General features: G+C 66.9%; 12 protein-coding genes, 2 tRNA genes and 1 pseudogene. 4 read left to right on the forward strand and 11 right to left on the reverse strand.

Annotated elements, in window-relative coordinates; translation table 11 throughout:
- The 5 genes from JO236_RS18380 to JO236_RS18400 form a co-directional block, all read right to left on the reverse strand.
- A partial coding sequence (locus JO236_RS18380; protein WP_293333628.1) for a PE family protein occupies positions 1 to 425 on the reverse strand: 425 nt, incomplete at its 3' end.
- 307 nt (positions 426 to 732) lie between these two features.
- Positions 733 to 805 (reverse strand) — tRNA-Glu (locus tag JO236_RS18385).
- A gap of 72 nt (positions 806 to 877) precedes the next feature.
- Positions 878 to 949: transfer RNA gene (locus JO236_RS18390), tRNA-Gln, on the reverse strand.
- A 104-nt stretch (positions 950 to 1,053) separates the two neighbouring features.
- Positions 1,054 to 2,508 carry a glutamate--tRNA ligase gene (gene gltX, locus JO236_RS18395; protein ID WP_293333631.1) on the reverse strand — a complete coding sequence of 485 codons (1,455 nt, stop codon included), beginning with the start codon at positions 2,506 to 2,508 and terminating at the stop codon, positions 1,054 to 1,056.
- Positions 2,505 to 3,302, reverse strand: a complete 798-nt coding sequence (locus tag JO236_RS18400) for a fumarylacetoacetate hydrolase family protein (RefSeq protein ID WP_293333633.1) — start codon at positions 3,300 to 3,302, stop codon at positions 2,505 to 2,507. Before JO236_RS18400 ends, gltX begins: the two co-directional genes overlap by 4 nt.
- Positions 3,303 to 3,541: 239 nt before the next feature.
- Here JO236_RS18400 and JO236_RS18405 point away from each other — a divergent pair, with 239 nt between their 5' ends.
- Positions 3,542 to 4,744 carry an MFS transporter gene (locus JO236_RS18405; protein ID WP_293333636.1) on the forward strand — a complete coding sequence of 401 codons (1,203 nt, stop codon included), beginning with the start codon at positions 3,542 to 3,544 and terminating at the stop codon, positions 4,742 to 4,744.
- A 130-nt stretch (positions 4,745 to 4,874) separates the two neighbouring features.
- Here the strand turns inward: JO236_RS18405 and JO236_RS18410 are convergent, their stop codons facing one another.
- Both JO236_RS18410 and serA read right to left on the reverse strand, forming a co-directional pair.
- Entirely contained in the window at positions 4,875 to 5,885 is a 1,011-nt protein-coding gene (locus tag JO236_RS18410; protein WP_293333639.1) for a 3-isopropylmalate dehydrogenase, read from the reverse strand.
- A complete protein-coding gene (gene serA, locus JO236_RS18415; RefSeq protein WP_293333642.1) occupies positions 5,882 to 7,468 on the reverse strand; it encodes a phosphoglycerate dehydrogenase in 1,587 nt (528 codons plus the stop codon). Before serA ends, JO236_RS18410 begins: the two co-directional genes overlap by 4 nt.
- Positions 7,469 to 7,498: 30 nt before the next feature.
- Between serA and JO236_RS18420 the strand changes: the two are divergent.
- A pseudogene (locus JO236_RS18420) lies at positions 7,499 to 7,677 on the forward strand (dehydrogenase); the annotation flags it as partial.
- A gap of 18 nt (positions 7,678 to 7,695) precedes the next feature.
- Entirely contained in the window at positions 7,696 to 8,310 is a 615-nt protein-coding gene (wrbA, locus tag JO236_RS18425; protein WP_293333791.1) for an NAD(P)H:quinone oxidoreductase, read from the forward strand.
- Positions 8,311 to 8,359: 49 nt separating this feature from the next.
- Here wrbA and ilvC read toward each other — a convergent pair whose 3' ends face one another.
- From ilvC to JO236_RS18440, 3 genes are read right to left on the reverse strand one after another with little or no spacing between them, the layout of a single operon-like run.
- Positions 8,360 to 9,361, reverse strand: coding sequence for a ketol-acid reductoisomerase (gene ilvC, locus JO236_RS18430; protein ID WP_293333794.1), 1,002 nt, complete (start codon positions 9,359 to 9,361; stop codon positions 8,360 to 8,362).
- 51 nt (positions 9,362 to 9,412) lie between these two features.
- On the reverse strand, positions 9,413 to 9,916 hold the full coding sequence (gene ilvN, locus JO236_RS18435; protein WP_293333645.1) for an acetolactate synthase small subunit: 504 nt from the start codon (positions 9,914 to 9,916) through the stop codon (positions 9,413 to 9,415).
- A complete protein-coding gene (locus JO236_RS18440) occupies positions 9,916 to 11,784 on the reverse strand; it encodes an acetolactate synthase large subunit (RefSeq protein ID WP_293333648.1) in 1,869 nt (622 codons plus the stop codon). The genes ilvN and JO236_RS18440 overlap by 1 nt, the downstream gene beginning before the upstream one ends.
- 386 nt (positions 11,785 to 12,170) lie before the next feature.
- Between JO236_RS18440 and JO236_RS18445 the strand changes: the two genes are divergently transcribed.
- A complete protein-coding gene (locus JO236_RS18445) occupies positions 12,171 to 12,509 on the forward strand; it encodes a PH domain-containing protein (RefSeq protein ID WP_293333797.1) in 339 nt (112 codons plus the stop codon).
- A 93-nt stretch (positions 12,510 to 12,602) separates the two neighbouring features.
- Here the strand turns inward: JO236_RS18445 and JO236_RS18450 are convergent, their stop codons facing one another.
- A complete protein-coding gene (locus JO236_RS18450; RefSeq protein WP_293333651.1) occupies positions 12,603 to 13,457 on the reverse strand; it encodes a DoxX family protein in 855 nt (284 codons plus the stop codon).
- Positions 13,458 to 13,570: the final 113 nt, after the last annotated feature.

Raw genomic sequence — 13,570 nt, forward strand, 5'->3', positions numbered from 1 at the left:
CCACTGCCACCGTTGCCCCACAGCAACCCGCCGGCGCCGCCGTTTGCGCCGCTGCCCGCCGCGGCATTGGCGCCATCACCGATCAGCGGTCGCCCAAACAAGGCCTGGGTAGGGGCGTTGACCGCATCGAGCAGAACTTGTTCTGCGTTGGTCGACTCGGCGGCGGTATAGGCGCCCACACCCGCATTGAGGGTCTGAACAAACTGCTGATGAAACGCGGCCGCCCGCGCGTTGAACGCCTGATAGGCGTTGGCATAGTCACCGAACAGCGCGGCGATGGCCGCCGACACCTCGTCGGCGGCCGCCGGCAACGGCCCCGTCGCGGCCGCCGCCGCCGTGTTGGCCTCGGTAAGTGCCGAGCCGATACCCGCCAAATCCGTGGCAGCTGCCGACATCGTCTCGGGGGTCGCAACGAGAAGTGACATGTGGCCACACTCCGATCAGCGCTCGACGAATCGTCTCGATCCCGGCCGGGAGCAGCTGAACGTCGAAGCGCAAATTATATGGGCGTTCGACCAATGGCACGCCGAATTTGCGTTTTAGCCGATAAGCGGGGCCGCCCGGCCTGAAGATGGGCACAGCGCGTCATTTGCGGGAGCCTGGCGCGGGTGATCGGCCGGTGCAGCAATGCCCTTGCGCACGAACACCTTTGGTCACGGCGAGCAGACGCAAACGCACCCGTTTCGCCCCGAAATCGGGTGCTTTCGCGTCTGCTCGGCCGGTTGAGATTTGTAGCCCCGATGGGATTCGAACCCACGCTACCGCCGTGAGAGGGCGGCGTCCTAGGCCGCTAGACGACGGGGCCAGAACCGATCCGAGCTGTCAGCATAGCCCACCCCGGTGGGGCCACCTAATCGTTTGGGCCAAGCAGACTTTGCTGGGGTACCAGGACTCGAACCTAGAATGGCTGAACCAGAATCAGCTGTGTTGCCAATTACACCATACCCCATCGGGGGCCTAAAACCGCTGGCCAGAGAGCACTCGCGGGTTATTAGCGCCCTGCGGGCCCGCCGCTGCCAGCCGTTGTCGACCGACGTGCACACTACCAAAGGTTTAGGCCGCGGCGTCGCGCGCGGCCCGTAACCGCCGCAGGCTGCGGTCACGGCCGAGCAGTTCCAGCGACTCGAACAACGGCGGGCTGATCGATGTCCCCGTGGCGGCCACCCGGATCGGGCCGAATGCCTTGCGCGGCTTGAGCCCGAGATCGTCGATCAGGGCGGCCTTGAGGGCCTCCTCGATGTTCGTCGTGTTCCAGTCGGCCACTGTGTCCAACGCGTCCAGGGCGGCCGCGAGCACCTGAACGCCGTCCGGCCCCAGTTCCTTGGCGGCGGCCTTCGGGTCGATCGCGTACTCGTCGTCGTTGAGGAACTTCAGCAGCTCCCACCCGTCGCTGAGCACGACGATGCGCGTCTGCACCAGGCCGGCCGCCGTCGCGAACTCCGCGTCGCCCAACCCGGTGCTCTGGCCGTGCGCGTCCAAGTAATCGCGCAGCCGGCCGGTGAAGTCGTCGGCGTCCAGCATCCGGATGTGCTCGGCGTTCAAAGCGTCGGCCTTTTTCTGGTCGAACCGGGCCGGGTTGGAGTTGACGTCGACGACGTCGAACGCGGCCACCATCTCATCGAGGCTGAACAGGTCGTGATCGTCGGCGATCGACCAGCCAAGCAGCGCAAGATAATTCAACAACCCTTCCGGGATGAAGCCGCGATCGCGATGGGCAAACAGGTTCGACTGCGGGTCGCGCTTCGACAGTTTCTTGGTGCCCTCTCCCAATACCGTTGGCAGATGGGCGAATTGCGGGACAAGCTCCGCCACGCCGATCCGGATAAGCGCTCGATACAACGCGAGCTGGCGCGGCGTGGACGGCAGCAGGTCCTCGCCGCGCAGCACGTGAGTGATCTTCATCAGCGCGTCGTCGCACGGGTTGACCAACGTGTACAACGGATCTCCATTGGCGCGCGTCAGCGCGAAGTCGGGCACCGTGCCCGCAGCGAACGTCGTGGTTCCACGGACCAGGTCAGTCCAGCTGAGCTCCTCGTCGGGCATTCGCAGCCGTACCACCGGTTTACGGCCCTCCGTCAGATATGCCGCGCGCTGCGAGTCGGTCAGCTGCCGGTCGAAGTTGTCGTAGCCCAATTTGGGATTACGTCCTGCGGCGGCGTGGCGGGCCTCGACTTCTTCCGGCGTCGAAAAGGCGTAGTAGGCCTCGCCCGCCTCGAGGAGCCGAGCCACCACGTCGCGGTAGATTTCGCTGCGCTGCGACTGCCGGTATGGCGCGTAGGGGCCGCCGACCTCGGGTCCCTCGTCCCAGTCCAGGCCGAGCCAGCGCAGCGCGTCGAGCAGCGCCAGGTAGCTTTCCTCGGTGTCGCGCTGGGCGTCGGTGTCCTCGACACGAAAGACAAAGGTCCCCCCGGTGTGCCGGGCGTACGCCCAGTTGAACAGGGCGGTGCGGACCATCCCGACGTGCGGGGTCCCGGTGGGCGATGGGCAGAACCGGACGCGGACCGTCACGACTTTCCTTTGCGGACCACCGGATTGATGAGGGTGCCGATTCCCTCGATGGTGACGCTGACGGTGTCGCCTCCTTCGAGGGGACCGACCCCGGCGGGCGTCCCGGTCAAGATGAGATCACCGGGCAGCAACGTCATCACCGCCGAGATCCATTCGAAGATGGCGCCGACGTCGTGGATCATCAGCGAGGTGCGGGCGCGCTGTTTGACGTCGCCGTTGACCTGCGTGCGCAGCTCGAGATCGGCCGGATCCAGGTCGGTGACGATCCACGGGCCGACCGGGCAGAAGGTGTCGTGTCCCTTGGCCCTCGTCCACTGGCCGTCGGACTTCTGTTGATCGCGGGCGGACACGTCGTTACCGATCGTGTAGCCGAGGATGTTCTCGGCGGCCTGGCCGGCCGGGACATCCTTACACGCCCGGCCCACCACGATCGCCAGTTCGCCCTCGAAGTGAACCGGTGACGCATTGGCGGGCAATCGAATCGGCACGTTCGGTCCGATGATCGCGGTGTTGGGCTTGAGGAAGATCACCGGGTCGGCCGGCACCGGGCCGGTTGCACCGCCCATTTCGGCGATGTGATCGGCATAGTTCTTACCGACACAGACGACCTTGCTCGCCAATATCGGTGCCAGCAGCCGCACATCGGCAAGCGGCCAGGAGCGACCGGTGAACGTCGGCGATCCGAACGGGTGCTCCGCGATCTCGCGGGCGCTCAGCCCGCCCGGATCGTCGGACTCGCCGTCGATGCTGACGAAGGCGACGCCGTCGGGGCTGGCGATTCGACCAAGACGCATTTGACCGAGCCTAATGGGCACCGATCAAGGCGACGTCGCCATCCCATACCCCGGCGATCGCCTGGACCTCAAAGATATTCGTCGCCACATCACGTCCGAAGACCCTTTGGTTCCGAACTACTTCAGGAACGGATGCCAAGACCCCTTGAGTAGCCAGGGGTGATTCGCATCGGTGATCGTGTGCCCGCTCGTGCGCCAGCAAGCCGGAGGGGCCGCAATCAGCACAAATCTCTCGGGGGATGAATCACGTGCCGACCCAATCGACCAGCGGCGTCCGGCGATGGACCATGCTCATCGTGTCGCTGATCGCGACCCTGTGCGCGAATGTCTTCATCAACGGCGTGGCCTTCTTGATCCCGGCACTGCATGCCCGCCGCGGGACCGGACTGGCCGAGTCCGGTCTGCTTGCGTCGCTGCCGAGCTTGGGCATGGTCGTGACCTTGCTGGTCTGGGGCTATGCCTTGGACCGCTTCGGGGAGCGGATCGTGCTCGCCGTGGGCTTGACGCTCACCGCGGCTGCGGGGTTCGCAGCGGCCTCAGTGCATTCGGTAGCCGTGATGGGGACATTTCTGGTGCTTGGCGGCATGGCGGCGGCCAGTAGCGTCACCGCCTGCGGCCGCCTGGTGACCGGCTGGTTTGCCCCACACCGTCGCGCCCTGGCGATGGGTATCCGACAGACCGCACAACCGCTGGGAATCGCGCTGGCCGCATTGGTCATACCCGGGCTTGCCAGCCGCAACTTCTCCTGGGCGCTGCTGTTTCCCGCGGCATTGTGCGTGGTCGCGGCCGTTGCCAGCGTCCCGGGTGTCCGTGACCCGCCCCGCCCGGCGGCGTCCGACGCCAGTGCCGAAGAGCTGGCCAACCCCTACCGGGATACGGCGGCCCTCTGGCGAATCCACGCCGCTTCCGTGCTGCTGATGGTGCCGCAACCCGTGGTGCTGACCTTCATGCTCGTGTGGTTCATGAACGACCACGGATTCTCAGCCGCCGGCGCCGGTGCACTGGTAGGCGTCTCGCAGTTACTGGGAGCGCTCGGCCGGATCGGCGCCGGGCGATGGGCGGATCACATCGGCTCGCGGATGCGACCTCTGCGGATACTGGCCGTCGCCACCACCGTGGTGATGCTGGCCTTAGCGCTGACCGATCACCTGGAGTGGCCGGTTGCCGTGCCGATCATGGTGCTCGCGTCGGCGATTACCGGCGACAGCGGTCTGCCGTTCACAACAATCCCGGAGCTGGCAGGACCCTTCTGGAGCGGTCGGGCACTCAGTGCCCAAAATGCCCTCGAACGCCTGGTAGTCGCCGTCGGGCCCCCGGCTTTCGGCGTGTTGATCACCGCTGCCGGTTTCCCGCTGGCGTTCGCCGTGTGCGGGTTGTTCCCCGTGGCCGCGCTGCCTTTCGTGCCAGTGGGCAACCAGCCGCGCGCGGCGGTGGCGCGGTAGTTCCCAGTGCCGTCGCGCGGTGTCACCCGTGCTCGCGTGCCTGTGCGAGCATCAGCGGATGCCGAAGGATTCGGCCGACGGGGACCCACTGAGCACCGCCGCACGCGCTTGCTGCCGCCGGGATTGGAGACTAGAGCCCGGCGGAAATCCGTTCGCCGACATCGCGTGTGCCAAGCCGTTCGTTCGCCCGCGTCGCCAAATAGGTTTCGACGGCGCGATCCACCCGAGCCGCCGCCTCGTCCTCACCCAGATGCGCAAGCAACAGCGCCACCGACATGATCGCGGCGGTCGGGTCGGCGATGCCCTGACCGGCGATATCCGGCGCGCTGCCGTGCACGGGCTCGAACATCGACGGGTTGGTGCGGGTGGCGTCGATATTTCCGCTGGCCGCCAACCCGATTCCGCCGCACACCGCCGCGGCCAAGTCGGTGATGATGTCGCCGAACAGGTTGTCGGTGACGATCACGTCGAAGCGGCCGGGGTCGGTGACCAGGTGGATGGTAGCGGCGTCGACGTGTTGATAGCCGACCTCGACGTCGGGGTACTTCTCGCCGACCTCGGCCACCACCCGCGCCCACAGCTTGCCCGCGAACGTCAGCACGTTCGTCTTGTGGACCAGGGTGAGGTGCTTGCGCCGCTGCCGGGCCCGCTCGAATGCGTACTCGACCACGCGGCGCACGCCGAACGCGGTGTTCACGCTGACCTCGGTGGCCACCTCGTTGGGCGTGCCGACGCGGATCGCGCCGCCATTGCCCGTATAGGGCCCCTCGGTGCCCTCCCGCACCACCACGAAGTCGATCTCGGGGTCGCCGCTCAGGGGGCTGCCCACGCCCGGATACAGCCGGGCCGGCCGCAGGTTGACATGATGGTCGAGCTCAAAACGCAGCCGCAGCAATAGACCTCGCTCCAGCACGCCGCTCGGCACCGACGGGTCCCCGATCGCGCCGAGCAGGATCGCGTCGTGCCCGCGCAGTTCGGGGACCACCGACTCCGGCAACACCTCACCGGTGGCGTGAAACCGGCGCGCACCCAGGTCGTAGTCGGTCTTCTCGACCCCGGGCAGGACGATGTCGAGGACCTTGACCGCCTCGGCCACCACCTCCGGGCCAATGCCGTCACCAGCGACAATCGCCAGTTTCATTGCAGGTCAACCACTTCCAGCTTGTTGGCGCCCACCGACTCGCGGATCGCCGAGCGCACATCGTCGGGCACATCCTGGTCCAGACGCAGCAGGATCGTCGCGCTCGGGCCCTCGGCGTCCTCGGACAGCTGGGCGGCTTGGATGTTGACCCCGGCCTTGCCCAGCAGGGTGCCGATCTTGCCCAGTGCCCCGGGCTGGTCGGCGTAGTTGATCACCAGGTTGGTGCCCTGGGCGCGCAGGTCGAAGTTGCGGCCGTTGATCTGCACGATCTTCTCCACCTGCTGCGGCCCGGACAGCGTGCCCGCGACGTTGACCACCGAGCCGTCGGCGCCCACCGCGCGCACGTCCACGACGCTGCGATGGTTCGGGCTCTCCGAAGCCTTGGTGATGTCGGCGGAAACGCCTCGTTCGGCAGCCAGCGCCGGGGCGTTCACGAAAGTCACCGCGTCCTCGATAACCCCCGAGAACAAGCCGCGCAGCGCCGAAAGCTTCAGCACCTCAACGTCTTCGGCGGCCAGCTCGCCGCGCACCTGTACCGACAGCGAGGCCGGCAGACCGTCGGACAGCGCGGCCGCCAACACCCCGAGCTTGCGCGCCAGATCCAGCCAGGGCGCCACCTCTTCGTTGACCACGCCGCCACCGACGTTGACCGCGTCGGGAACGAACTCGCCGGCCAGCGCCAGCCGCACGCTTTCCGCGACGTCGGTGCCGGCCCGGTCCTGAGCCTCGGCGGTGGATGCCCCCAGATGCGGCGTGACCACCACCTGCGGCAGCTCGAACAGCGGACTGTCGGTGCACGGTTCGGTGGCGAACACATCGAGACCGGCAGCGCGCACGTGGCCGTTGCTGATCGCGTCGGCCAGCGCCGCCTCGTCCACCAGGCCGCCGCGCGCGGCGTTGACGATGATGACGCCGGGCTTGGTCTTGGCCAGCGCCTCCTTGTCGATCAGGCCAGCCGTCTCGGGCGTCTTGGGCAGGTGCACCGAGATGAAGTCGGCGCGGGCCAGCAGTTCGTCGAGGGAGAGCAGCTCGATGCCGAGCTGGGCGGCGCGAGCGGGCGACACGTACGGGTCGTAGGCGACGACGTGGGTGCCGAAGGCCGCGATGCGCTGGGCCACCAGCTGGCCGATGCGCCCCAGTCCCACCACACCGACGGTCTTGCCGAAGATTTCGGTTCCGGAGAACGACGACCGCTTCCAGGTGTGGTCCCGCAGTGTCGCATCGGCGGCCGCGATCTGACGAGACGCGGCCAGCAGCAGCGCCAGCGCATGCTCGGCGGCGCTGTGGATGTTCGACGTCGGCGCGTTGACCACCAGCACACCACGCGCGGTGGCGGCGTCCACGTCGACGTTGTCCAGCCCGACGCCAGCGCGGGCGACGATCTTCAGCTTGGGGGCCGCGGCCAGCACCTCGGCGTCGACGGTGGTGGCCGACCGGACCAGCAGGGCGTCGGCGTCGGCGACCGCGGCTAGCAGCTTCGGCCGGTCAGGGCCGTCGACCCAGCGCACCTCGACCTGGTCCCCCAGGGCGGCGACGGTCGATTGGGCGAGTTTGTCGGCGATCAGTACAACAGGCAGGTTCACGCGGCCAGCGTAGTCGGCTGCAATCAAACCCTGGCCGTCACCGTGGCCGGCAGCGGACCCAATGCGCTTCACCCCGCCGTGATTTGCGCGCGGGCGGGTCTGAAAGCGCAGGTCGTCGAGGCCCCATCGGGATTTGCGGCGGCGGCGGCCCCTGGCCCGATTTGGAATTTGCCGGAGTCTTGCACGACGGGCGCCCGGCGGTTTCACCCGAGCCTAAGCTGACCGCCATGACGAAGCTCGCGATCATCTACTATTCGGCCACCGGCCATAACACCGCGATGGCTCAGCGCGTCGCCGCGGCCGCCGAGGCCGTGGGCGCCGAGGTCCGGTTACGCCATGTCGCCGAGACGCGCGACCCGGAGTCCTTCGCCGGCAACCCGGCGTGGACCGCGAATTACGAAGCGACCAAAGACCTTCCGGCCGCCACCGCCGACGACATCGTCTGGGCGGACGCGGTCATCTTCGGCTCGCCCACCCGCTTCGGCTGCGTGGCCGCGCAGCTGCGCGGATTCCTCGACTCGCTGGGCGGGCTGTGGGCCGAAGGCAAACTCGCGGACAAGGTGTATGCGGCGTTCACGTCATCCAACACGCTGCACGGGGGCCAAGAGACCACCCTGGTCACGCTGTATGTCACGTTGATGCATTTCGGCGGCATCATCGTGGCGCCCGGATACACCGACCCGGTGAAGTTCGTCGACGGCAATCCGTACGGGGTGAGCCTGGTGAGCACCCACGACAACATCCACCAGTTCGACGCCGAACCCGACCGAGCCGTCGGCAACGCCCTTGACCACCTGGCGCGCCGAGTGGTGGCGACCGCCGATCGGCTTGGCGACACTTAACCCACGGACACGACACGCCGGGCGGGAGTTCGGGTTTCGGCGCCCCGACTCAGGCCGTCTCGGTGATCGGGCGGTCGACCCAGCTCATCAGGTCGCGCAGCTTCTTGCCGGTGACCTCGATGGGATGCTCGGCGTTCTCCTTGCGCAGATCCTCCAGCTGTTTGTTGCCACCCTCGATGTTGGCGACCAACTTCTTGACGAAGGTGCCGTCCTGGATCTCGCGCAGGATGTCCCGCATCCGCTCCTTGGTGTCGGCGTCGATGACGCGCGGACCCGACAGGTAGCCGCCGAACTCCGCGGTGTCGGACACCGAATAGTTCATCCGCGCGATGCCACCCTCATACATCAGGTCGACGATCAGCTTGAGTTCGTGCAGCACCTCGAAGTACGCCATCTCCGGCGGGTAGCCCGCCTCGACCATCACGTCGAAGCCGGTCTTCACCAATTCCTCTGTGCCCCCGCACAACACGGCCTGCTCGCCGAACAGATCGGTCTCCGTCTCGTCCTTGAACGTGGTCTTGATGACACCGGCACGGGTGCCGCCGATCGCCTTGGCGTAGGACAACGCCAGCGCCTCGCCCTCGCCCGTCGGGTCCTGGTCGACGGCGATCAGGCACGGCACGCCCTTGCCGTCGACAAACTGGCGACGCACCAAGTGCCCCGGCCCCTTCGGTGCGACCATCGCCACGGTCACGTCGGCGGGCGGCTTGATCAGGTCGAAGTGGATGTTCAGCCCGTGGCCGAAAAACAGTGCGTCGCCCGGCTTTAGGTTGGGCTCGATCTCGTTCTTGAAGATGTCGGCCTGCGCGGTGTCGGGGGCCAGCAGCATGATGACGTCAGCCCACTTCGCGACCTCGGCCGGGGTGTCGACATCCAGGCCCTGCTCGGAGACCTTGCCCCGCGACCTCGAGCCTTCCTTCAGCCCGACCCGCACCTGCACGCCGGAGTCGCGCACGCTGAGCGAGTGCGCATGACCTTGGCTGCCGTATCCGATCACGCCGACTTTGCGGCCCTGGATGATCGACAGGTCTGCGTCGTCGTCGTAGAACATCTCTAACGGCACGTGACTATCTCCTTTTTTACTATTTCGGTGTGGTGCCTGCTATTTGGCGCCCAAGCCGCGCGGACCACGCGACAACGACACCATTCCGGATTGGGCAATTTCGCGGATCCCGAAGGGTTCCAGGACGCGCAGAAACGCCTCGAGCTTGCCGCGGTCGCCGGTTGCTTCGATGGTCAACGATTCCGAAGACACGTCAATCACCTTGGCGCGAAACAGATTTACCGCTTCGATGACCTGGCTGCGAGTACCCGCGTCGGCCCGGACCTTGATCAACGACAGCTCCCGAGCCACCGAGTTGCCATCGTCTTGCTCGATAATCTTGATGACGTTGATCAGTTTGTTGAGCTGCTTGGTGATCTGCTCGAGCGGGGTCTCCTCGGCGGACACCACAATGGTCATGCGCGACATGTCCTTCTGCTCGGTGGCACCCACCGCCAACGACTCGATGTTGAAGCCACGCCGCGAGAACAGCGCCGCAACGCGGGCGAGCACACCGGGCTTGTCTTCGACCAATACCGACAGCGTGTGTGTCTTGGTGTTCATCAGGCGTGCCCTTCGATTTCGTCGTCGAACAGCGGGCGGATACCGCGGGCGGCCTGAATTTCGTCGTTGCTGGTCCCGGCGGCGACCATCGGCCACACCTGCGCGTCGGCGCCGACGATGAAGTCGATGACCACCGGGCGATCGTTGATCGCCCGGGCCTGGTTGATCACGTCTGCCACGTCTTCTGCGCGCTCGCAACGCAATCCGACGCAGCCCAACGCCTCGGCGAGCTTCACGAAGTCGGGGATGCGATGGGAGTGCGTGGCGAGGTCGGTCTGCGAGTAGCGCTCCTCGTAGAACAGCGTCTGCCACTGCCGCACCATGCCGAGGTTGCCGTTGTTGATCAACGCCACCTTGATCGGCGCACCCTCAATGGCGCAGGTCGCCAGCTCCTGGTTGGTCATCTGAAAACAACCGTCGCCGTCGATCGCCCAGACCTCGGCGTCCGGGCGGGCGATCTTGGCGCCCATGGCCGCCGGGACGGCGAACCCCATGGTGCCCAGACCGCCGGAATTCAGCCAGGTGCGCGGCTTTTCGTACCGGATGAACTGCGCCGCCCACATCTGGTGCTGGCCGACGCCGGCTACGTAAACGGCGTCCGGACCGGCGATCTCGCCGAGCTTCTCGATCACGTACTCCGGGCTCAGGCTGCCATCGCTCTGCGGACCGTAGCTCAACGGATAGGTCTTTTGAACGCCGTTCAGATACGCCCACCAGTCGGTCATGTCCGGGGTTGTGGCGGTGTCGGCGCCGCCGTCGTGCCGCACCATCGCGATGAGATCGGTAATGACGGCTTTGACGTCGCCCACGATCGGCACGTCGGCGTGGCGATTCTTGCCGATCTCGGCCGGGTCGATGTCGGCGTGGATGACCTTGGCGTCCGGCGCGAACGAGTCGAGCTTTCCGGTCACCCGGTCGTCGAAGCGGGTGCCCAGCGCGATCAGCAGGTCGCTGCGCTGCAGCGCGGCCACCGCGGCGACTGTGCCGTGCATGCCGGGCATACCCAGGTTCTGCGGATGGCTGTCCGGGAACGCGCCGCGCGCCATCAGCGTGGTAACCACCGGGATGCCGGTCAGTTCGGCCAGATCCCGCAGCTGCTGGGTCGCCTCGCCGCGGATCACGCCGCCGCCGACATACAGCACCGGTTTGCGGGCGGAGGCGATGAGCCGGGCCGCCTCGCGGATCTGGCGGTTGTGCGGCTTGGTGTTCGGTTTGTAGCCGGGCAGCTCCATGCGCGGCGGCCAACTGAACCTGCACTGGCCCTGCAGCACGTCCTTGGGGATGTCGACGAGCACCGCACCCGGGCGTCCCGAGGCCGCGATGTGGAAGGCCTCTGCCATCACCCGGGGAATCTCGTCACCGGAGCGGACCAGGAAGTTGTGTTTGGTGATCGGCATCGTGATGCCCGAGATGTCGGCCTCCTGGAACGCGTCGGTCCCGATCAGCGAGCGCCCGACCTGTCCCGTGATCGCAACCACCGGTATCGAGTCCATCTGCGCGTCGGCCAGCGGCGTCACCAGGTTGGTGGCGCCGGGACCCGAGGTCGCCATGCACACCCCGACCTTGCCGGTGGCGTGCGCGTAACCGCTGGCGGCATGCCCGGCGCCCTGCTCGTGGCGGACCAGCACGTGCCGCAGCTTGACCGAGTCGAACAGCGGGTCGTAAACCGGCAGTACGGCCCCGCCGGGAATGCCGAAGATGATCTCTACGTCAAGTTCCTCCAGTGCCCGGATCACCGACTGAGCGCCGGTAAGTTGTTCCGGCGCAACATGTTTCGGTCGAATCGTGGGCGGCTTGGCGGCGGGTTTGACCGCGTCGGAGGCGATCTTGGCCGCTTCCTGCGACGCATGCTTGGTGGGTGCGCTCACTGTGTCCTCTTGATCCTGATGGGTCTTGTGTGGTCTTCGCGTCTCGGAGCAACAAAAAACCCCCGCCAGCTCAGCTGCTGCACGAGGGTCGCGTTGGTGCTCGATTGGGCTAGTCAGGCACCAACGCGCCGACTAAGTACTACGAGCATTCCAGCGGTGTCCATGATGTCCGACGGTAACCTTCGCACAGCTCAGCAGTCAAATCCGTTGCTGTGCGGCCGCCGCTGGGCGTTGATTCTGCGCCCTGGGCGGCGACACGCCGCTTGGGCTCACCCTGTGCGCAGAGTCAACACGCCGAGGCCGGAGAATTGGGCCAGTGAAATGATGCTCGGGTGGCTACTGCAAGCTCCCCGACAGGCTCGCCGGTGGTGATCAAAGTGTCGCCGATGGCACACCTCGCGGTCGCATTCGCGACGCTCGGCTTGCTGGTGCCGGTGCTGGCGTGGCCGGCGAGCGTCCCGCTGCTGCTCATCCCGGTGCTGTTGTCGGCGTTGATAGTCCGGCTGCGCACGGTCGCCGACGACGAGGGGGTGACGGTCCGGACGCTGCTGGGTAGCCGCGCGGTGCGCTGGGAGGAGATCGACGGGCTGCGGTTCCACCGGGGTTCCTGGGCGCGGGCGCACCTCACGGACGGCACCGAGCTGCGCCTGCCCGCCGTCACGTTCGCGACGCTGCCGCAGCTGACCGAGGTCAGTTCCGGGCGGGTTCCCAACCCTTACGAGTGACGAGCAGACGCGAAAGCACCCAATTCGTGCCGAATTTGGGTGCTTTCGCGTCTGCTCGCCAGGCCGCCCGGGGGCTCAGGCGCTCAGGGCCACTCAGGTCAGCGGATTGACGCCGGTGAGCAGCACCCAGACACCGATGCCGGCCGCGATGCCCACGACCAGCGCAACGAACGACCCAATGAACGGCCGGTGGGACCAGCCGCGGCCGGCATCCAGGCCGTAGCGGCCGGGGCCGGCCAGGATAACGGCCACGGCCATGACGATCAGGCTGATCTGGTATTCGTGCCCGTCGGGCAGGAAGTAGGCGAGGTTGTGCGTGTGCGGGCGCATAGGAATCGTGGCCAGCAGGCCGTTGATCAGGAAGGCCAGCGCCCCCGCCGCGGCGATCGGGGTGAACAGCCCCAGCACCAGCAGCACCCCCGCAACCAGCTCGCCGCCGGCACTGACGTAGGCGAGGACGTCGGCGTGGTGGTAGCCGACGTCGGACAGCGAGTTCTTGAAGCCGATCACCCCGGAGCCGCCCCACCAGCCGAACAGCTTTTGCAGGCTGTGGGCGATCAGCACCGCTCCGAGCCCGAGCCGCAATACCAACAAGCCCAGATGCTGGGTGCCCCGCCGGCCGGCGGCGCGCAGCCGATCGTCGTCGTCGGATTCGATCTCGGCGGGCCCCGCGGGCGCGGGTCGGCCCGCGGACTGCGGCTCGATGTACGGCAGCGGCTCCTGCGCTTCGATCAGGCCGTATCCCGGGCCCGCGACCCCGAGCCGGTCGGGTTCGTAGGGTGGGATCACCGTGGTGGTCCCGGTAGACGGGTTGAAGTCGCCGGGATACCCGACCGGCGTCAGGTCATCTTCGGGATCCACCAGCCTTGCCGAGGCGGGACGTCCCGGGATTGGCTCCGGGGGATCACCCGGACGTCGCCAGTGCGTGTCATTCGGTTGACTGGTCACGCGTGCAAGGGTAAGGGCATTTTGGCCTGAATTGGGGATTTGAGCGGCGCTTCTACTGACAAATCCGCAGGTTGGTCGAAGTTGGATCACCAAACGGCCACAGACCGGTCGCG

Source organism: Mycobacterium sp. (assembly GCF_019247635.1).
Classification (GTDB): domain Bacteria; phylum Actinomycetota; class Actinomycetes; order Mycobacteriales; family Mycobacteriaceae; genus Mycobacterium.